Consider the following 19,534-nt stretch of genomic DNA (forward strand, 5'->3'; position numbering starts at 1 on the left):
AAAGTTGTTATCTTTATTGACATGAGCAACAACTATTATTGACTTGCCTGCTTCAAACGTTCGCCAAGAGCCTGTTCCAAGTAAGGTTTCACCTGCAGCATATCGCGGAAGACGACATACTCCTGCCATTTGCGTGCCGAATCAACTGCTCCTGCCGCTGTGCGGACTGCTCGAATCAGCATGTTTTTAGGTGTATGCTCCGGATCGATAAACTCAAGAAGCTGCGTGCGATAGCCGAGCACTTCCAAGAGCTGTGTGCGGATGGCATCCGTCGCAAGCGCAGAGAAACGTTCTTTGAGTAGACCATGCGATAGAAGCGGCGCCATCGCTTCGTTCTGAATTTGGCGAAACAGCTCATGCTGGCAGCACGGAACGGACAGAATTACAGAAGCTCCCCATTCTACCGCTTTAACAAGAGCCGCATCTGTCGCCGTATCACAGGCATGCAGCGTTACGACCATATCAACTTTGGATTGATCCTTGTATTGCGCGATATCTCCGACTTGGAATTTGAGTTTATCGTAACCAAGCTTCTGAGCAAGCTCGGAGCAGAATGCGATGACATCAGCCTTCAAATCAAGACCGACAACCGAAATGCTTCGCTGCTGCTTCACAGCAAGCAAATGATAAAGGGCAAACGTCAAATAGGACTTGCCGCAGCCGAAGTCCACAATCGTAATTTCGCGATCTGCCGGCAGATGCGGAAGCACATCCGTAACCATCTCCAAGAATCGGTTGATCTGACGAAACTTATCCTGTTTCTTCGCAACCACTTGGCCGTCCTTGGTCATAATGCCAAGCTCAACCATAAACGGCGCCGCCTCGCCCTCTTGCACAACACGCTGCTTCTGCCTGTTATGGGACAGCGATTCCGGCTCTGCTTTAGTCGTAGCAGGCTTCGTGACAACCGCAGCTTTGCCTTTCTTCGAGAATAGGACCTGTACGTCTGCCTCGTTTGTCTTAAATAACGCCTGCCGGTAATGCTGCTCCAGCCAAGCTGCAATGCGATCCGCGGCATCCGCTTGCGGGACATTCTCATGCGTCACTTTATTATCGATATAATATTGAAATTGATAGTGCAGCGTTCCCTTGAGCTCAATCGGACGAATGACCGTCTTAGCCGGCACTTGGCCATCCTTGCGGCGAAGCTGACTAAAGGTCGCCTGCCGCAGCAAACCACTGCCCACCCACTGCTCAATATCCGATTGCCATTGTTCCTTGCTTTCCATCTGTTTCTATTCAGCTCCTAAGCTTGCGTCAATTGTTGCTTCATGCGTTCTAAACCTTCTTTAACCTCATCGCGAGGCAAGCCGCCTTGTAGGAGCGACTCATCCGGCAGCAGCAGCAGTCGGCGATAGAACTCTACCGCTTCCTCTGCCTCTATTGCACCATCCTCCGTGAGCTCATGCAGCACATTCTCGGCCTCATCATAGCGTCCGCCGCTTTCATGCCACTCCCACATCAGCAGCTTTGTCTCTCTTGGAAGCTCATAGATACCGAGCTTCGTTTCAAGCTCTGCCGCTTCTTCCGTAGGCGTGCGCAGAAGCGCCGGCGCATCCAGAATAGCTAGCCGCATGAACAGATGAAAGGACTTCAACTGCAGCGGATAACCCTGTTCCTGCCTGCCAAGTTCGGTCAGAATTTCGGCTTCTTCCTTAATCAGCAGCGCTACGGCATGCAAATTGGCGGTTTCTACGATCCCATTCGTCGTCATCATGCGAACAAGATCGGCATCCGACAGTTGGCGAATCAGCTTCCCGTTCATCCGAAACTGCCGATCGAGCAGCTCGTCAATGACAAGCAGCGCCTCCTCTTGCTTGCGCTGCTGTCTCAGCCCCATAACTTGGCCGACAACTTCGCTCATCTGCTCAATCATCCGCATAAAATAATCCCTTTGAAACAATGATCGCACCCCCTCTCCAGCCTCATGCTTGCCGCTTAAAGCGACTTCAAAAAAGCGACCATCTCACCGGCCAGCTGCTCTGGAGACTCTATCATACTCATATGGCCGGAACCTTCAAGGAGCACTTGCGTAACATGGGGGCCATCTACCGTAAACGTATTCGCTGGGGCGATTACACCATCCTCAGATCCCGCAACAAGCAGGCGCGGTACGTTTAGCTGTTCCAGCACACCGGTCCGATCGGGGCGCGCCTTCATTCCAAGCGCCGTCGCCGCCGCTCCTGCAGCCGAAGTTCCTCGTCCAATCTCGATCATATCCGTTATAGCCGCAGCCATCGTTTCTTTATGGTCAGGCGCAAACAGCTTCGGAACCAGCCCCTCTACAAATGGACCGATGCCATCAGCAAGCAGCGCTTTCGCCGCTTTATCCCGATTTCCTTTGGCTTCCTCGCTGTCAGGCTTAGCGGTAGAGTGCACGAGCGCAAACGATTTCAGTACCTCCGGATGCCTTTCCGCGAAAGCAAGCGACACATAACCGCCCAGCGAATGACCGAATAAATGAACGCGCTCAATGCCAAGCTCGCGCAGCAGCAGCAAGAGATCCTCCGCAAACTGCTCCATTTCATAGGGAGAGTGGTCCGGTGCGGTACTCCCGCCATGACCGCGAAGATCCGGTGCAATCACACGTCCATGTGCCGAAAGCGTGGACACAACTTCTACCCAATAGGCAGAGCTTCCGCAGAATCCGTGCAAAAGCACAATAGCCGTATCGGCCGCGGATTCACCTGTTTGAGGCGCGGAATCATAATAAGCAATCGTTTGACCGTTCGGTAATTGAAAGGCGTTATTCGCCAGAGAGAGCTGCTTCAAAGACATGCGGCCTCATCCTTTCTCATTCTTCATCCATACCTCATTTATTGTATCCGCGAGAATACGAGCCATTCCCATCACTTCAAATAAAGAAGCGTGCTGCAGCACCCAATAGGGTTTTACACTATGCGGCGCTACGATCCCCGCAATGCTGTAATCGCCGATAGGCGGCAGCCTTTTACCGACCGCTTGCGCGGGGAACAGCGGACCTCTGCCAATCATATAACAGGGCTCCTCATTCTTCTTACCCAAACAAGCATCTATAGCAACCACCGTCATGAATGGCGGAATGTCGGCAATGAGCCTTTCATAGTGATCGGCATCGCATGGATGCTCCAGTGTTCCGATTACATTCGGCCAACCGGCCTCCAGCAGCATCGTGCCCACCCATGGACCGAACGAATCGCCTGTTGAGCAATCCGTACCGATGCATACGAAGAGAACCTTCGATTGGTCAGGCTGGCGCACCGCCGCTTCACGCAGCAGCGTTTCAATGCCGTCGATGCTTGCGCGCTCCCGGATAACCGGGTCTTCATTTCGGTGTCTGCGCGCTTTCGCCCGACTTCCCATGATGAACGACTCCTTTGAACATTGCTGAATTCATTGTAACGAAATGCTGCTCACGCTTCAAATCTATCCTCTCAATACGAGGCGGCTGCCTCCGATTAAGCGTTAGGTTCAATAGTAATCGGCGTACCGTCCATCTGAATGGCTTCTATGCGGCATTTCAGTTTGATTGCCAATGCCTGCCACCGATCAAGGTGGCTGCTGTCCGTAAAGACGGGCACAAATCCAAGATTCAAGTAAGTTTTGACGGCAGGTATACGGAAATCATCGGTGTTCAGTACCGCTCGCGTACAGCCTTCCTGCACCATATGCAGCAGCGCTGCCAAGCTGACATACAGCCCCAGCTTCTTCCCGCCTTGCGATTGCAGGAGACCTACCATATGCAAGTATCCTGTCGTTTCACTATATTGGGGACGGAACCAAGCCGATGCTGTAGCGATCGGTACATCCTGTTCATCCGTGATGAACCATACCCGCTCCGGCTTATACGGCTCGTCAGAAGCCATCTCTTTATCGAATGGATGCTCCCCTCCGAAGGAGTCGTTTATGATATGCTCCCAGGCTTCCTCATCACCAGACTGCAAGCTTCGCAAGCCATATCCAGCAGGAAGTGTAAGTGCGGGCAATGCGGAAATATCCTCTCGAACCATAAACAATTGGGATGCATGCTGTTGTTCGCTCATTGGTTGATAACTCCTTTTTATAGTTTTATGATCTGATCCTGGAAGGATGAGCTTGTTTTAAAATTCGGCATGTCGATCGTCCGTCCGCCGTTCATGATCGATAACTCTGATAAGAGCGCAACTGCCGTCCATTCACAAGCATCATACACATCGATGGCAGGCTTGCGATTTCCTTTAACCGCTTCTACAAAGTCCTCTACGATAAAATAATCGCCTCCCCAATGACCTGCGGCCTTCTGTTCTTCCGTCACGTTCTTATAGCGCTCGGGCAAATAATCGTTGTATTCACTGAGCGGTCGCCAAGCTGCATGATCCTCTGGATCACCCATGCTCTCCAGCCAGATTTTATGTGTATCGCCTAATCCGCGAGGTGCCTCGAAGCTGCCTTTTGTCCCTTGGAGGGTGTAGTAGCTCATATTGTGGGGACGCTTCGAAATGCAATCAATCCGCAGCTTTATCAGCTTACCGCTTTCCATCTGGCACATCGTAATGGACGTATCCTCTTGGCGGAAACGTTTGTCCGTATGCCAGCCTGTTCCGAAGCAGGAAACCGATCGTATCCGGTCGCCTTGAAACCACTGCATGACCGGCCCCAGACTATGCGTTGGATAATATGCGCCACGCTTGCCAAGCTGCCAATAGTTGCGCCAGGTCGGCTTCGAGCCCCCAGCAGCGCCTTCCCGGTTGAACCGTGTAGCCAGACTGCGAATGTCATGCAAGTACTCGCCTTCGCCGAAATATACATCGCCGAATAGCCCTTGCTTAACCATATTCAAAATTTGTTGATTTTGCGGGATGTAACAGTAGTTCTCTGCCATCATGTATACCTTGTTCGAGGACTCCACCGTTTCCTTCAGCCACCACAATTCGTCCATCGTAACGCCTGCCGTTACTTCGCTTAATACATGCTTACCTGCATGCATCGCTGCGATTGTTTGCGGAACATGCAATTGCATAGGCGTTGAAACGACAACCGCATCAATATCCGATTCCAGCATATCTTCGAATACGCGGTAGGTCCGAGGAATGCCGTTCTTAGCTGCCGCTTCCTTGACATAGTCGCCATCCAGATCGCAAAGCGCAACTACCTCTGTGTCCTCGATACAGCGAAATCCCTGCAATGTGCTGAGTCCTCGCGCGCCAACGATACCTATTTTAATCGTCATTATTCAGTCGCCTCCACCTGTTGGATTCTCATAAGAAAACGATTGCCTCAGTTCCCCGAAGCAATCGTTCTATTCGTTATATTAGATCAAACCTGCTTCTTTCAAATTCAAGTAGCTCACTGTGATCGTTTCCATCGGAGTAAGATTGCGCAGGTTGTCCTGCTCCACGACCATCCAATCTACACCGATTTCTTTCGCGGTTTGTATGGAATCTGCGATATTGACAACGCCTGTCCCAACTGCGGTCCAGTGGCCCTTCTCACTCGTACTGAACACATCCTTGATGTGAATGGACGGTACGCGTCCGGCCAAGCGGCGCAGCACTTGTACAGGATCTGCTTTGCCCATCGTAATCCAGGCTATGTCCATTTCGAAAAATACGGATTTCGGATCGGTGTACTCCACGAGAATATCCATCGCAGACACACCGTTAAAGGAAGTCAGAAATTCATGCTCATGATTATGGTAGCACAGCTTGATGCCTTCCTCAGCCAGCCTCGCGCCGGCTGCATTGTACAGCTCGGCATCCTGCAGCAGCTCTTCTTTCGAATTGCACGGTCCCCACCATACCGATACATGGGAGGTTTGTACTGCTTTCGCATTAGCGATAATGCTTTCCAGCTCACCGCGCAGCGTTTCACGGCTGGCACTGAGGGTGATGGCATGCAATCCGAGATCTTGGAAACGACGCACATTCTCGGCTGTGTCGCCCGGGAGCAGCAGCTCCGCTCCCTCAATGCCTTTATAACCAATATCCGCGATCCGGCGCAGCGTTCCCCATAAATCCGCTTTCATTTCTTCATGCATAATTCCGATCAAGCCCAGTTTAGGTGCAGTCATGGTTGAGTTAAACCTCCGTATAGTTGAAGTGTAGGAAGTAGATCTATGTTTTTTATTATAAAGCAGCTTCCTTGCTGTTTATTGACTTCTTCTTCTCAAAATTCAGCAGGGTACGAGCGAACGAGCGGCTGCCATTCGATGGATCTAATCCGCACATGACGGATTTGGATGAAGCTTGCGTAAGCTTCGAAGCCTACCTTCGTGTGAAGCTGCGAATCGATCGGATCGTAATCGGTCAGCTCGAGCAGCAGCTTGCCGTCCACGCAAACAAAACAATGTCCGTCGATGCTGCCGGCTTGAATGTGGTAAATACGACCAGGCTCAAAATCAAACAGCGGTGTAGCGGCATTCAGCTTATATTCAGGAGACTTCTCGAGGCCGATTTTGCCTTCCCACCAGCCTTCAAGTCCGGCGACATATGCAGCGCCGCGCATGTTCTTCTCTTCATCCCAGCTGGTATTCCACATCAAGTTAATATCGTGCGTGCTCGGTTGTACGGTTCGACCTTCGAATTCAACAAGCACATTGCCAGGAAAATCCTGCTTGCTCAGCAGCACGCCCGGCGCATTCAGCGGGTTCCTGCCCTGGAGCCAGCCTTCCTCGACCCACCACTCCCCGCTGCAAATCCGCCAGTTGTCCAGTTCGTCTGCATGCTCAAAGCTCGTTTCGTATAAAAGTGGACATTGCTCCGAATCGACTTGTTTATGTAGTAAACGTATCTTCATCCATATCCTCCAGTGTTTAACAACGGTTTATTGGGCGTAGCATGTGCAATATGAGGCATGTTACAATACGAGCACAGACATGTATGGAGAGGAGCTATTAACCAATGAATAATCTATCGGAAGCAACCCAAGACAACGTCGCGTTTATGATCGATACGATAAAGAACAAGCTGCGCATGGCCTCAGGCGCTGCCATGCAAGCGAACAACTTTAGCTTAGCGAGATACGAGGACTTGAAAGACATTTACGATATTGTGGCTAGTAAAGATAAATTCAGCATTAGTGAAGTGGAAGCGATCGTTTCCGAACTAGGCCAGCTTCGCGAAAAATAAGATGATTTTCTAATTTATTACATTTTAATCGTGATTTTGGATAATAGAAAAACCGAGTCGGAACGCGCTCGGTTTTTTTATTTTTCGTTATGTATGAGTCTAGATGTCTGCGCTTTCATCCCCGCTAGCTTGTACCGCCTTGGAAGCCGAGATGGACAGTTTGATGGAAACCGCCTTATGCTCGCCTTTCAGAAAATGCGCCAGCCGTTCCAGCTTGTCTGCAAGCTCCGGGCCGCTCAGCGTTACATTCAGCTCATAGCCGAATTGATCAGCCGGAACGGAACGTTCGCTATACGTGTAAACACCTGCTGTATATGCTTCTGGGCCTGTTCTGGATGTTAAAACTTGCTCCGGCGAGAATTTGTCCGATTTGTTCACGACGCGCTCATAAATCCGCAGCTTCTTCAGCAGCATATAGTACTGCGCCGAATGCTTGAACCCCCACGCTTCACGAATGTCCTTGAGCGTATAGTCCATTTTCCACTGCTTCAGCTTCTCGACCTGATCATCTGTCGACAACGCCAGAAATTCATCAATAGGAATAATTGGAAGCGGCATTAAACATCCCCCCGACTTTGAATTACGATTACTATAATGTTTTTCGCCATAACAACCGATATCCCTCTTCTATTTCTATAATTATTACAAATAATATGATTATTTTGTTCGAAAATAATGTTTTTCTTACTTCGAAGAATAGAAAAGCCCATCTCCTCTTGTTACAAGGGACGGGCATTTGTCGTCGTTTAGATCCGAGTTAAGCCAAGTGAGAGCAGGAATCGTGCAAAAGCGTCCGCGCCTTGCGGCGTACGTTTATAGACGCCTGCATCCATGAGCACTTCAAGGAACTTGCCGCCGACTTCATCACGAAGAAGTGCCTCCGCTCGTTCTGCTGTAAGCGACGATCCGTGCGTCCGGGCGATGGATGCAATCCAATCCGCATGTTTCTCGAGCGGGCCGCCTGCAAGGGAGGCTCTATCCAAAGCTTGCTTCCCGGTAAGGATACGTGTAATTTCTTCCAACTCAGCTTTGAGACGGCCCGGAAGAACTGCAAGTCCCATCACCTCAATGAGGCCGATATTTTCTTTCTTAATATGGTGCAAATGCTGATGCGGGTGGAAAATGCCATCCGGATGCTCTTCGCTTGTGCGATTGTTACGCAGCACCAGATCCAGCTCGTATTCGCCGCCGTCACGCAATCTTGCGATTGGCGTAATCGTATTATGCGGTATTTGCTCGCCATTCTTCTCAGAGAATGCGACGATATCCGCTTCCGCGTCACTGTATGCACGCCACGCATCGAGGATGCTGCCTGCGGCGCGCAGCACAGCTGCTTTGTCCGTTCCGTTCAAACGAACGACCGACATGGGCCAAGCTACTATACTGTACGTAACCCCATCTCCTTGCGGATGAACAAATACTTGCTCAGCGGCGGCTGTCTCCATGGGGAAGACATGACGCCCGGCTTGGAAATGATCGTGATTGAGAATAGAGCCGCCTACAATCGGCAGATCCGCATTGGAGCCGATAAAATAATGCGGTACGGCTTCAACGAAATCCAGCAGTCGTGCGAATGTAAGTGCCGATATGCGCATAGGGACATGCTTGCTGTGGAACACGATACTATGCTCGTTGTAATACACGTATGGCGAGTATTGGAAGTACCAAGTTTCGCCTTGCAGCTCAAGCGGCACAATGCGCAGATTCTGACGAGCGGGATGGTCCGCTCGGCCGGCATAGCCTACATTGTCGGCGCAGAGCAAACATTTGGGATAGTTGCTGGGCGCCAGTGTCTTAAGTAATGCGATCTCCCTCGGATCTTTCTCAGGCTTGGAGAGATTAATGGTAATCTCCAAATTTCCATATTCCGTCGGCTGCTCCCAATATTGATTCTTCGCGATCCGATCCATTCGAATATAGTTGGAATCGATGCTCAGTCGGTAGAACTCATCGGTTGCCTTACTTACACTTTCGTTCTCTGATGTACGGCGAAACCTCGCAGCCGTTTCCGAAGGACGCGGCATCAGCAGACCCATAATACGCGCATCCAGTAAATCGCGGTAGGTTGTTGTATTATCTGCCATTAATCCGATCGAAGCACCGTAATCCAGCAGCGGTTCAAGCAGTGGGACGGCACTCTCAAGCCGTTCCTCCGGTACGATGCCTTCATACGCTTCGTTTAACCCAAATAATTCAAGCAGCGCATTACGGGATGCATAGACATCCAGCGGAGGCTCGATCATACCGCGCTGCACCGCAAATTGCACAAGCCTTTCTATATGAAGCAGCACGGTTTCCGTGCTCGTATCGGGTGAGTGATGGTCAGTCATTGCACTTGCTCCTCTCGCGGCACTCGTTCATGCTAGTCTTTGTTGTAGCCGCTTGGATTTGCTTGATGCCAAGCCCATGCGCTTCCGATGATGTCTTCCAGTTTGTTGCGGGAAGGGTTCCAGCCAAGCTCTTGGCGTGCACGGTCCGAAGAAGCAACTAGCACAGCCGGGTCGCCGGCGCGGCGCGTTTCCATAACAGCAGGAATCTCGCGTCCTGTTACTTGACGAGCGATATTAATGACCTGCTTCACGGAGAAGCCTGTTCCGTTGCCAAGATTGTAGATGGCGCTGTCGCCGCCATTGCGCAGTCGTTCAACGGCAAGTACATGCGCGTCAGCCAGATCGCTCACGTGGATATAGTCACGTACGCATGTGCCGTCTTCGGTCGCATAATCATCCCCGAAAATCGAGATGTGACTGCGCTGGCCAAGCGCGGTTTGGAGCACGAGCGGCACCAAGTGTGTCTCCGGATTATGGTCCTCACCGATTCGGCCGCTTGCATGCGCGCCTGCTGCGTTGAAGTAACGAAGCGACACATATTTCACGTCGTAAGCGGTGTCGTACCACTTCATCATTTTCTCCATCGCAAGCTTCGTTTCACCATACGTATTGGTTGGCAGCGTACGATCTTCCTCGTGAATCGGAACGTTCTCCGGTTCGCCGTAGGTCGCTGCGGTTGACGAGAACACGATTCTTTTGACGCCGTATTGGTTCATTTTCTCAAGCAAGCATAGTGTGCCATAGACATTGTTGTGGTAGTACTTGCCGGGATCCTTCATGCTCTCGCCAACGAGCGAGTTTGCTGCAAAATGGATGACGGCATCGATCGCATTCTCTCCGAATACCGTGTCTAGGAAATCGCCGTCCCGCAGATCGCCTACGTACAACTTGCCGCCAAGCAACGCTTCCTTATGCCCCTGCTGCAAATTATCAATAATTACAATTTCCTCGCCGCGTTCGTGCAATGCCGCAACTGCGTGCGATCCGATGTAGCCTGCGCCACCTGTTACTAGAACTGCCATAGTCGTTTCTCCTCCTCTATATCTGGTTCATGATTGGAAATTATTATTGTTGTTCGACTCCATTGCCGATGGTGCACACGTAGAAGTCTGGTACTAGTCCGGTTGCTTCTGTATAGATACGTCCAACCTCTGCTTTGAAAGTCTCTACGCTGTCTTTATGAACAAGTGATACCGTGCAGCCGCCAAAGCCTGCGCCTGTCATGCGGGAGCCGAGTACGCCGTCAACGGTGCGCGCTGCTGCCACCATCGTATCCAGTTCATCTCCTGTTACTTCGTACAGGTCGCGGAGTGAATCATGCGAGGCGTTCATTAATTGGCCGAATGCGTGCAGATCATTTTCTTTGAGCACTTTCATGGATTGAAGCACGCGGTCGATTTCTTCAACGACATGTTTTGCACGCTTCAGCACGATTTCATCTTGAATGAGGTGTTTATTGGCTTGGAATTGCTCCAGCGAAAGCTGACCGAGCAGCGTGAGCTCTGGGAATGCTGCTTTGAGATCCTGAACCGCTTGATCGCACTGGCTGCGGCGCTCATTGTACTTGGAGTCCACTAGACCGCGGCGTTTGTTCGTGTTGCCGATAACGATTTGATAATCGCCGGACTTAAACGGGATCAGCTCGTATTCAAGCGTGTCGCACATCAGGAGAATCGCGTGATCCTTCTTGCCATTGGCAACTGCGAATTGATCCATAATGCCGCATTGGACGCCATTGAATTCATTCTCGGACTTCTGTGCGAGGCGCGCAATTTGCACGGTGTCCGTCGCTTGACCTTCCATGGTTAGAAGTGCATAAGCCGTTACAACTTCGATGGAAGCCGAGGACGACAGGCCTGCTCCGTTCGGGATTTCACCGTGGAACAGAAGATCGTAGCCGTTGTTGAATGTGATGCCGCGCTGCGCCAGCTCGTTCACGATCCCTTTCGGGTAGTTCATCCAGTCATCTGCCTCGTCATGCACGATCGGTGAAATCGGAATATGTTTATGAAGATCAAAGTTGGTGGAAGCGAGTCCGAGCTGCTGATCCTCGCGTTTGCGAATAAGCAGTGTAGTGCCGAAGGTCAGTGCAGCCGGGAATACATAGCCGCCGTTATAGTCCGTGTGCTCGCCGATCAAATTGACGCGGCCCGGTGCATGGAATACTGCTATTTTCTCTGTCGATTCATTGCCGTATGTGTTCAGAAACCGCTCAGTCAATTCATGGATGTTCGCCATTGTGCTACACCGCTTTCTTGGATTTTAGTTGTTGTTGTTTATAGGTTTAGTATAGCGGAATAGGAGGCTGAACAAAATGGCTTGATGTGAACAGGGCATGGAATTTTGTGACCTGTTAACGATATTAATGAGCGTGTTGTGTTACAATACCTGTAAGCTATTCACTTGGAAAATGGAGGTGTTTCAGCGCGATGTCGCTGCAGCCTACCTATACTGTCCTTTCAAATCCGGTTTCGAACGAACATGGTGATTTATATGTATTGTTCTCGGGGGAAAGTCAGACAAAGCCCGATCATCTGATCGGGCCTAAAGTCTATGACTTCTATTTAATGCATCACATTCTGTCCGGTTCCGGCACCTTCACCTACGCCGGCGGGCAATTTGAACTGCGAGCCGGGCAGACCTTCCTTATTCCGCCCGGGCAGCTTATCAGTTACGCATCGAGCGAAGCTGATCCGTGGCGGTATCGCTGGATCGCATTTGAAGGTCGGCACGCGGAGCCGCTGGTCGCGGGAGCCGGTCTCGATTCGGCGATGCCGATCGTCGATACGGGAGGCAATCCGCGCGTTGCCGTGTTGTTCCGCAGCATACAGCGAACCTTCCGCCTTGGCGGCGGAGCGGCTCATCTGCGCGCAGTCGGTTACTTGTACTTGTTGTTTGCGGAGTTCGGCGCGGCAGGTCCGGATACGGATTCCGGCGCGGCGCAGCGCGGGCAAGACAGCGAAGCGCTTGCCGGCGACGTCATCCGGTATTTGTCGACGCAGTACGCCGAGCCGATCTCGATCGAGCATATGGCCGATGCGCTCGGCTACAACCGCGCTTATTTGTCGCGCATCTTCAAGCAGCAGACGGGCATAACGCCCGTCACATTTCTGCTGAAGCTGCGCATCGACAAAGCGCATCTGCTGCTGCGCGAGCGCCTCGAGCTGACGATCGAGCAGATCGCGGCGTCCGTCGGCTTCCAGGACCCGCTGTACTTCTCAAAGCAGTTCCGCCGCTTCTATGGGCAGTCGCCCACGGCCTATCGCGAAGCGATGCGCCGGCTTTAAGACGCCGGCGCATTGGCGCGAATTGCGCTAGGTGCAAGGCGTGCTGCGCTCGGGGTGCACTAAGCGCTCGAAGCCACGCGCTCGGTGCACCAGAGGCGCTTCACGCTAAGCGCTGGCCGAAGCGCTAGACGCGTCTGCGACCAAAAATAAACGAGATCACGAACAGCACCAGAAACACGACGAACAAAATTTTTGCTACGCCAGCAGCTGCTGACGCGAGTGTGAAAAAACCAAGAAAACCAGCGATTAAAGCAACGATAAAGAACATAAGTGCATATCCCAACATAATTCCTCACCCTTTCGGTTTGATTGTTTTGTATGGTGTAGCACCTTGGCTTACTTTGCTTTAAACCAGCCCGTACTTACTTGAAACGCAAAATAGGATTACCTCCTCATCCGTGTTCCAGGATGAAATGAGGTAACCCTATGTTTTCCCTTGCTTTAGAAGATGCATAATTTTAGAGAGGTATCCATTACCGCTCATTAGAGTAATTTACTTGTTTTCGCCAAATGTGAGGTACAGAGTACCGCTCTTTATACTAAAAATGCTCGATATTGTTGCATGCGCGGTAACAGTTACCTCTCACACCATCCCAAGTTACTCCATTCGCCGCCCTTCAACCAACTTTGCAGTCTCTGAAGTAAGTTTCTCGCACAAATTCCGTGGCTCTTGCTCCCATGTAGATCTCTAGGTTTGCTTCTTACTCGAATTTCACGGCTTTTGGCTTCATGTAGATCACTAGGTGAGCTTCTTGTACGAATTTCGCAGCTTTGGCTCTCATGTAGATCATTAGGTGAGCTTCTTGCACGAATTTCGCAGCTTTGGCACCAATGTAGATCATTAGGTGAGCTTCTTGCACCGGTATCGCAAACTTTTCCGAATGTGTTGCCCTAGAAGCTACTCATTAGACAAGCTCTTCGGTTTCGCATCAAAGTGTTGCTCCCAGGGCTACTCTTTCACCATATCCAACGATTACGCATTTCCGACGGTTTCGCACCAATGTGTTGCTCCCAGGGCTACTCTTCCGCCATTTCCGACGATTTCGCACCCATGTGTTGCTCCAAGAGCAACACTTGCCGGAAGCAAGTTGGCAGTTATAAGTTCACCTTCAGCGTTAAGCAGGATTCGCGTTGACCGACGAGTTGTCCGGCATCGTTGCGAATCTCAGGTGAGATTTGACTGCGGATGCGTGTGATGAGTTCCTCTCCAAGCTTCATTTGTTCGAGGATGGCGCACACCGCTTCTGGCCAAGGAGACTCTCCTCCGTCGGCCAGTTTAATGACAACGGCGAGCCGCTCTTTGCGCAAGCCGAAAACGAAAACACCTTGCGCGCCGCTCTTAGCGACGACATTCCCGTCACCAAGCATAATACTTGCCAGCCGGTCCGGACCCTCCACGAGGGTCGGATGGCTGATCATCGCTGAGGCGATACGCTTCGCAGCCGCTGCAATGGCTTCCAAAGCAGACGTTCCTGCGCCGCCTCCACCTTCAACGCCAGCCCCTGGCGTCCCAGTGACTCCCGCTTCTGCCACTTTCACGGCAGATCCACCAGTTTCGCCGCCGGCCGCCATAATTGGCGTCCCAGTGACTCCCGCTTCCGCCACTTTCACGGCGGCTCCGCCAGCCTCTGCAGCCAGAGCACCGGCTGCTCCGGCTTCCAACTCGCTCGCCACCGTGGCGCCGCTCTCTCCCGCCACAGGCGCAGCCGCTTCGCTGGCCCAAGCGGCAAATCGCGCATAAACCAGCGCGAGTCGCCACATTGGCATCGCGAACACCGGCAGGCCACAGCCGTCGATGGCGCTGCCGATCTCCTCCGGAGGAAGCTCCGCCATCATCGCGACTGTCCGCAGCAGCTCCTGCTGAAGCGGATGCTCCGGCTGCGTATACGTCTCAAGCGGCCAGCCGCGCAGCTTACATAGCGCAAGCATACCGATATGCTTGCCAGCGCACACGTGGTACAGCTTTCGCGGCTTCCCGCCCCGCTCAAGCAGCTCATCGCGAGCTTGCAAGTTAGCCGGAAGCATCGGACCAAATACCAGCTGCTCTTCGTGAACGCCGGTTTGCACCAGCATTTGTTCCAGCACGGCCATATGCGCCGCCGTTCCTTGATGGGATGCGCACATCAGCGCGATAGCCTCATCCTTCAATCCGTATGTGTCAACGACGCCGCCAAGCACGGATGGCAAGGCTTGAATGGGTTTGGCGGTTGAACGCATGTACGTCCATATAGACGCATCCCCAACCTGCGCTATTAGTTCGCCGTCCCATGTCACGACTGCTGCGTGACCGCTATGAACATTTTCTATCCACTCGCCTCGTGTCGTCTGAACGAGCGGAACTCCCAGCACGCTCGCTGCTGTTGTTGTTGCTGTCTGTATCATCGTGCTCACCCCTGGCATTTTTCCAATCCTACTCCCCAATTATGTTTTCCCCTGCCTGTACTTCCGCTCGCTCTATATCCTGTTGTTCCACTCTAGGTGTCTGCGTTTCTTTCCCCTACATTCCCTCAATCCCTACCAGCCTATTCCAAAGCCCAATCTTCGGTTTCAGGTTTCAACTTTTTCTGCCTCGGGTATATAGAAGTCAAGTATACACTTATAGAAATATAAGCTTAAAGCGAGCACACACTGTGCACCTGCTTAATCCAGTATACCAAAGGAGCCATCGATCATGGAAAATCCAATCTGCGGGCAAGCCGGAAGCAAGTCTAAGCCAGTCTCGAACGCAAAAAACGGTTCAATGGTTCAAGACTACCAAGACATGAAACGACTCGGCCATGACATGAAACATATGAAGACGAACAGCCAGCTGCAGGAAGAGGGTCTCATACCCGATCCGATTCAAGAATAGCATGTTTGCACAGCCAAAATAAGGGGAGGGATCCTGAACGATCCCTCTTTTTTCTCGTCCAAAAATGGGCATAGTAGCTACTGGAGGTATGATACTGATGAAAGTACTACATAGAGGAAATCTCTATTGGCCGGAAACGCTGAAGAAGCAAGTAACCTACCCTACTCTGAACGGGGATACGGCAGCAGAAGTTGCAATCATCGGAGGCGGGATGTCGGGCTCGATATGTGCATATAAGCTCGCTCAGAAGGGAATTAAGACCGTACTACTCGAACGGGGTGATGTCGCAGGTGGCAGCACGACTGCAAACACAGGATTGCTTCAATTCTGCAATGACATCATGCTGTGTGATTTGATCGATGAGATTGGCGAGCGGGATGCGGTTCTCTTCTATAAAGGCTGCACCGAAGCGATCGTTCAGCTAGGTGAAATCGCCGCTGAGCTGGGGGCAGACGTTGGTTTCGCTCCAAAAAGCAGCTTATATGTAGCAAGCACCGAGCAAGATCTTCCGAAGCTCAAGCGCGAATACGAGACACTTAAGCGTCATCACTTCGACGTGAGCTACTGGGAGCCGGATCAAATCGCTGCCGCATTCCCATTCCGCAAACCCGGCGCAATCGTGACTCGCGGGGATGCGCAGTTGAATCCGTTTCGATTCGTTCATGCCGTAATCGAAGCTGCGACAAGCAACTACAACCTTGCCGTACATGAACATACCGATGTGATCAGCCATGAAACAGAAGAAGACGGAACTCATGTACTTCGGACTGCATCACAGGCTTCCGTTCGCGCCAAACATGTCATCTATGCAATCGGCTATGAACCGGAGGAGCTGCGCGGGCAGCTGATCAAATCAAATCTCGACCGGACGTATGTCATCGTGACCGAGCCGCAAGAACAACTGCAGCAGCAGTTCAAGGATTATTTTATCTGGGAAACCGCCCGCCCTTATTTCTATATGCGCATCACCGACGATGGCCGGGTTATAGCTGGTGGCTATGATGAGGAATCCCCCATACCGCTGGAAGAGAAAAACGCGAGAAGCAAACATGCTGAGATGCTGCTCACTCGCGTACAAGCATTTTACCCATCGTTAGAAGCTCCGATTGCGCATGAATGGAATGCGACTTTCGGCACCTCACGTGACAACTTGCCCTTTATCGGGGAAGATCCTAATTGGAGCGGTGTTTACTATTGTCTTGGCTACGGTGGCAACGGAACCGTCTACAGCATGATGGGGGCAAGCATTCTTCATGCTCAGATTATGCAAACCGAGCATCCGCTTGCCTCAATCGTGGCATTGAATCGACCATCCTTGCAAAACGTATAAACGCTGCTATAACAGCGGCGAGAGCATGCGTGCGATAACTTCTCCGGCCTTCTGCCGAAGCGGTCGCTTCAGAAACTCCGCGCGACTTACCTCGCCGCTATCCTCCATATCCTTCATGAAATCCGCCTCCAGCCGATCGATCGCTTTCTCATCGAACAGCAGCGCATTAATTTCAAAATTGCTGAAGAAGCTGCGCATATCCATATTTGCCGTCCCAACCGAAGCCAGCAAATGATCGACAATGAGCACTTTGGCGTGCATGAAGCCTTTGCGATACCGATAAATCCGCACGCCGGCAGCAAGCATTTCCTCCACATAAGATAGAGTGGCATAAAGCACCAGCTTCGTGTCCGGCACATAAGGAATGATAATTCGCACATCGACGCCGCTCAGCGCCGCCGTTCGAAGCCCCATTAACAGGCTTGGATCCGGAATGAAATAAGGGGTTTCAATATAGATGCGCGATTTGGCAACCGTCACCGCCGCAAACACACATTCCAGGATGGCTTCATCTCTACTGTTCGGTCCGCTAGGTACGATCTGCACCTGTTCATGACCTGTGCATGGGTGCACAGGCATATAGATCGGGTCCGAGAGCTGCTTCTTCGAGGTATACCACCAATCCTGCATAAACACTTCTTGCAAAAAATACACCGCATCTCCTCGCAGCTGCACGTGGGTATCCCGCCAAAAACCGAGCTTGGGATTGCCGCCGAGGTACTCATCACCGATATTAATGCCGCCGAGAAAACCGACTAACCCATCTACAACGACGATTTTGCGATGATTTCTGAAATTCATCCGTTTATCAAAGAACGCCATTCGCGGCGGCAAGAAGCACGTGATCTCTACCCCTGCCCGCTCAAGCTCCAACACGTAGCCGCTGCTTAAATTCAAACTGCCAATACCGTCATAGATGACCCTCACTTCAATGCCGGCCTTCGCTTGGCGAATGAGTGCTTCCTTGAGCCGCTGTCCGATATGATCATCTCGGATCGTATAGAATTCGACATGGATATGATGCCTAGCTTCTTCTATCGCTTGAAAAATAGCACCATACGCGGCCTCAGCATCTGTCAGCACAGTAGATTCATTACGGCACGTAATCGGCGACAAGGTCAGCCCCTGCAGCATGTGATAGAATCTCTCCTGCTCGGCAAATTCTTCGCCATGCATGTCGCTCAGACGATGCACCTGCTTGCACCGGGACAGCGCCAACCGCCTTGAATCCTCGGTCGAACTGCTCTTCAAACGAAATTCCCGCTGACGCTTGTACGCTTGCGCGAGAAAATAGTACATCACAAATCCGATTACAGGCAGCACAAATATGATCAGCAGCCAGGCGACAGTTTTGGCCGGACGGCGGTATTCAAGTGCAAGAATTGTCGCGATTTGAAAGATAAATATTAGCAGTGCGGCGAGAATCCACCCCATGTCCAGCCCCCTTTTTCTTGCGATAACAGCCATTCCTTCTTAGACTAGCTTTCACCCCCCTTCTAGCGGGTATACATCAGTTATTGGCATGTTTTAAAGCTTCTAAGAATAAATAGCTATATGACCGACCGTAAGAGAGGGAGGATGATCGCAGCGATGTTTAAAGAGTCCAAACGGCCTGGTTCGGCCGAAACTCTGATCGGACTAGGCACATATGTAGAGGGGAAGTTAGTTAGTGAAAGCAGTATCCGGATCGAAGGCGAATACCGGGGCGATATCGATTGTAAAGGCGATGTCATCATCGGGGAATGCGGTGTGGCGAAATCAGGCATCATCGCGCGCGACCTCACGATCGCAGGCAAGGTGTTCGGAGATATTGTGGCCAAAGGAAGGCTGACCATCACCGCCTCGGGTCAATTGTTCGGCAATGTACTCGCTCATACGATGCTGATTCAAGACGGAGGCATTTATAACGGCAACTGCCGTATGGAACGTGCTCTCGAGCAGCGAACTAAGCATCAGCAGGAAGGTGCTGACCCTGTACCTCAGCAGCAACAACAGCAGACCAAGGAATCACAAGCAAAGGAGAAAGCCCGGCAAGCCGGTTGAGGCCCAATGAGTTAGCCTCCTGGACTGCCTTTAGAAACATATAGAGAGCCGCTTCCCTCCACTTACGTGACGGCAGCGGCTCTCTTTCCTATCGAGACCATGCATTGTGATACAACAAAGACGGTGCTACAATTGGCACAGCTAGTACCTGCCATAGAACCTGGGGGATTATTATTGAACAAGTTATTGCTTATACTCGCTTTATGCTTTATTTTGTGTATGGCGGTGACTGGTTGTACCCGCGGAGCTTCTGAAGATACGGATCAACTGACCGGTTACATCGTGAAAATTGATCCTGCGAAAGTAACAATTGTTCTTCTGCCTACCGCACAATCTCTGAAAAAGTGGCCGAAGAACGTAAGAAAGAATATGAAGTCAGGTTTCACGGAACAAGATATTGCAGGAAAGACAATGGAGAAACTCATAGATGAAGGATATACGTTAGATTCGTTGGGGCATAAAAGAATTAGCAACTTGAATCAATTAAAAGTCGGTCAGAAAGTAACCTATGAAATCAATGGCGCTTTGTTTTTAACTAATCCGGGTCAAGGCGAAGCAAAATCAATCGTTCCGGTCAATTGAAAGAGATATTCAAACAAAAAGAGAGA

Annotated in this window: 22 protein-coding genes; 6 read left to right on the forward strand and 16 right to left on the reverse strand. The window is 51.3% G+C overall.

The window, feature by feature from the left end; translation table 11 throughout:
- Window positions 1-35: 35 nt before the first annotated feature.
- The 8 genes from AC506A_RS12305 to AC506A_RS12340 all read right to left on the reverse strand — a co-directional run bounded on the left by AC506A_RS12305 (window position 36) and on the right by AC506A_RS12340 (window position 6,753).
- Window positions 36-1,229: a class I SAM-dependent methyltransferase gene (locus AC506A_RS12305; protein ID WP_495461284.1), complete on the reverse strand. Its 1,194-nt coding sequence runs from the start codon at window positions 1,227-1,229 to the stop codon at window positions 36-38.
- Between the two features lie 17 nt (window positions 1,230-1,246).
- Window positions 1,247-1,903, reverse strand: coding sequence for a DUF6483 family protein (locus AC506A_RS12310; protein ID WP_495461285.1), 657 nt, complete (start codon window positions 1,901-1,903; stop codon window positions 1,247-1,249).
- Between the two features lie 35 nt (window positions 1,904-1,938).
- Window positions 1,939-2,778, reverse strand: a complete 840-nt coding sequence (locus tag AC506A_RS12315) for an alpha/beta fold hydrolase (RefSeq protein ID WP_495461286.1) — start codon at window positions 2,776-2,778, stop codon at window positions 1,939-1,941.
- Window positions 2,779-2,784: 6 nt separating this feature from the next.
- The gene (gene yyaC / locus AC506A_RS12320; protein WP_495461287.1) at window positions 2,785-3,342 is read right to left on the reverse strand and encodes a spore protease YyaC; all 558 of its coding nucleotides are present in this window, start codon (window positions 3,340-3,342) and stop codon (window positions 2,785-2,787) included.
- Between the two features lie 95 nt (window positions 3,343-3,437).
- Window positions 3,438-4,022, reverse strand: a complete 585-nt coding sequence (locus AC506A_RS12325) for a GNAT family N-acetyltransferase (protein ID WP_495461288.1) — start codon at window positions 4,020-4,022, stop codon at window positions 3,438-3,440.
- A gap of 17 nt (window positions 4,023-4,039) precedes the next feature.
- Window positions 4,040-5,188 carry a Gfo/Idh/MocA family protein gene (locus AC506A_RS12330; RefSeq protein ID WP_495461289.1) on the reverse strand — a complete coding sequence of 383 codons (1,149 nt, stop codon included), beginning with the start codon at window positions 5,186-5,188 and terminating at the stop codon, window positions 4,040-4,042.
- A gap of 81 nt (window positions 5,189-5,269) precedes the next feature.
- Entirely contained in the window at window positions 5,270-6,028 is a 759-nt protein-coding gene (locus AC506A_RS12335; protein WP_495461290.1) for a sugar phosphate isomerase/epimerase family protein, read from the reverse strand.
- Window positions 6,029-6,123: 95 nt separating this feature from the next.
- Window positions 6,124-6,753, reverse strand: a complete 630-nt coding sequence (locus tag AC506A_RS12340) for a hypothetical protein (RefSeq protein WP_495461291.1) — start codon at window positions 6,751-6,753, stop codon at window positions 6,124-6,126.
- Window positions 6,754-6,857: 104 nt separating this feature from the next.
- Here AC506A_RS12340 and AC506A_RS12345 point away from each other — a divergent pair, with 104 nt between their 5' ends.
- Window positions 6,858-7,085, forward strand: a complete 228-nt coding sequence (locus AC506A_RS12345; RefSeq protein WP_475782160.1) for a DUF1128 domain-containing protein — start codon at window positions 6,858-6,860, stop codon at window positions 7,083-7,085.
- 99 nt (window positions 7,086-7,184) lie between these two features.
- On the opposite strand, the gene AC506A_RS12350 is transcribed toward AC506A_RS12345, so the two are convergent.
- The 4 genes from AC506A_RS12350 to AC506A_RS12365 all read right to left on the reverse strand — a co-directional run bounded on the left by AC506A_RS12350 (window position 7,185) and on the right by AC506A_RS12365 (window position 11,653).
- Window positions 7,185-7,643: a hypothetical protein gene (locus tag AC506A_RS12350; RefSeq protein WP_495461292.1), complete on the reverse strand. Its 459-nt coding sequence runs from the start codon at window positions 7,641-7,643 to the stop codon at window positions 7,185-7,187.
- 188 nt (window positions 7,644-7,831) lie between these two features.
- Entirely contained in the window at window positions 7,832-9,415 is a 1,584-nt protein-coding gene (locus AC506A_RS12355) for a UDP-glucose--hexose-1-phosphate uridylyltransferase (protein WP_495461293.1), read from the reverse strand.
- Between the two features lie 32 nt (window positions 9,416-9,447).
- Entirely contained in the window at window positions 9,448-10,437 is a 990-nt protein-coding gene (gene galE, locus AC506A_RS12360; RefSeq protein WP_495461294.1) for a UDP-glucose 4-epimerase GalE, read from the reverse strand.
- Window positions 10,438-10,480: 43 nt separating this feature from the next.
- Complete coding sequence (locus AC506A_RS12365; protein WP_495461295.1) at window positions 10,481-11,653, reverse strand: galactokinase; 1,173 nt, start codon at window positions 11,651-11,653, stop codon at window positions 10,481-10,483.
- Window positions 11,654-11,844: 191 nt separating this feature from the next.
- Between AC506A_RS12365 and AC506A_RS12370 the strand changes: the two genes are divergently transcribed.
- A complete protein-coding gene (locus tag AC506A_RS12370; protein WP_495461296.1) occupies window positions 11,845-12,702 on the forward strand; it encodes an AraC family transcriptional regulator in 858 nt (285 codons plus the stop codon).
- A gap of 124 nt (window positions 12,703-12,826) precedes the next feature.
- On the opposite strand, the gene AC506A_RS12375 is transcribed toward AC506A_RS12370, so the two are convergent.
- The 3 genes from AC506A_RS12375 to AC506A_RS12385 all read right to left on the reverse strand — a co-directional run bounded on the left by AC506A_RS12375 (window position 12,827) and on the right by AC506A_RS12385 (window position 15,084).
- Window positions 12,827-12,988 (reverse strand): DUF1328 domain-containing protein, encoded by a 162-nt coding sequence (locus AC506A_RS12375; protein ID WP_495461297.1) that lies wholly within the window; start codon window positions 12,986-12,988, stop codon window positions 12,827-12,829.
- Window positions 12,989-13,403: 415 nt separating this feature from the next.
- Window positions 13,404-13,544, reverse strand: a complete 141-nt coding sequence (locus AC506A_RS12380) for a hypothetical protein (RefSeq protein ID WP_495461298.1) — start codon at window positions 13,542-13,544, stop codon at window positions 13,404-13,406.
- A gap of 253 nt (window positions 13,545-13,797) precedes the next feature.
- Window positions 13,798-15,084, reverse strand: coding sequence for an asparaginase (locus AC506A_RS12385; RefSeq protein WP_495461299.1), 1,287 nt, complete (start codon window positions 15,082-15,084; stop codon window positions 13,798-13,800).
- A 289-nt stretch (window positions 15,085-15,373) separates the two neighbouring features.
- Here AC506A_RS12385 and AC506A_RS12390 point away from each other — a divergent pair, with 289 nt between their 5' ends.
- Together AC506A_RS12390 and AC506A_RS12395 are read left to right on the forward strand one after the other, a co-directional pair.
- Window positions 15,374-15,553, forward strand: a complete 180-nt coding sequence (locus tag AC506A_RS12390; RefSeq protein WP_495461300.1) for a hypothetical protein — start codon at window positions 15,374-15,376, stop codon at window positions 15,551-15,553.
- A gap of 97 nt (window positions 15,554-15,650) precedes the next feature.
- Entirely contained in the window at window positions 15,651-16,883 is a 1,233-nt protein-coding gene (locus tag AC506A_RS12395; RefSeq protein ID WP_495461301.1) for an NAD(P)/FAD-dependent oxidoreductase, read from the forward strand.
- Between the two features lie 6 nt (window positions 16,884-16,889).
- Here the strand turns inward: AC506A_RS12395 and cls are convergent, their stop codons facing one another.
- Window positions 16,890-18,317, reverse strand: a complete 1,428-nt coding sequence (gene cls, locus AC506A_RS12400) for a cardiolipin synthase (protein ID WP_495461302.1) — start codon at window positions 18,315-18,317, stop codon at window positions 16,890-16,892.
- A 156-nt stretch (window positions 18,318-18,473) separates the two neighbouring features.
- On the opposite strand from cls, the gene AC506A_RS12405 reads away from it, so the two are divergent.
- Window positions 18,474-18,926 (forward strand): bactofilin family protein, encoded by a 453-nt coding sequence (locus AC506A_RS12405; protein ID WP_495461303.1) that lies wholly within the window; start codon window positions 18,474-18,476, stop codon window positions 18,924-18,926.
- Between the two features lie 174 nt (window positions 18,927-19,100).
- Window positions 19,101-19,508 (forward strand): DUF3221 domain-containing protein, encoded by a 408-nt coding sequence (locus AC506A_RS12410; protein ID WP_495461304.1) that lies wholly within the window; start codon window positions 19,101-19,103, stop codon window positions 19,506-19,508.
- The last annotated feature ends 26 nt before the right edge of the window (window positions 19,509-19,534 follow it).

It is taken from the genome of Paenibacillus sp. N22P23 (genome assembly GCF_059383735.1).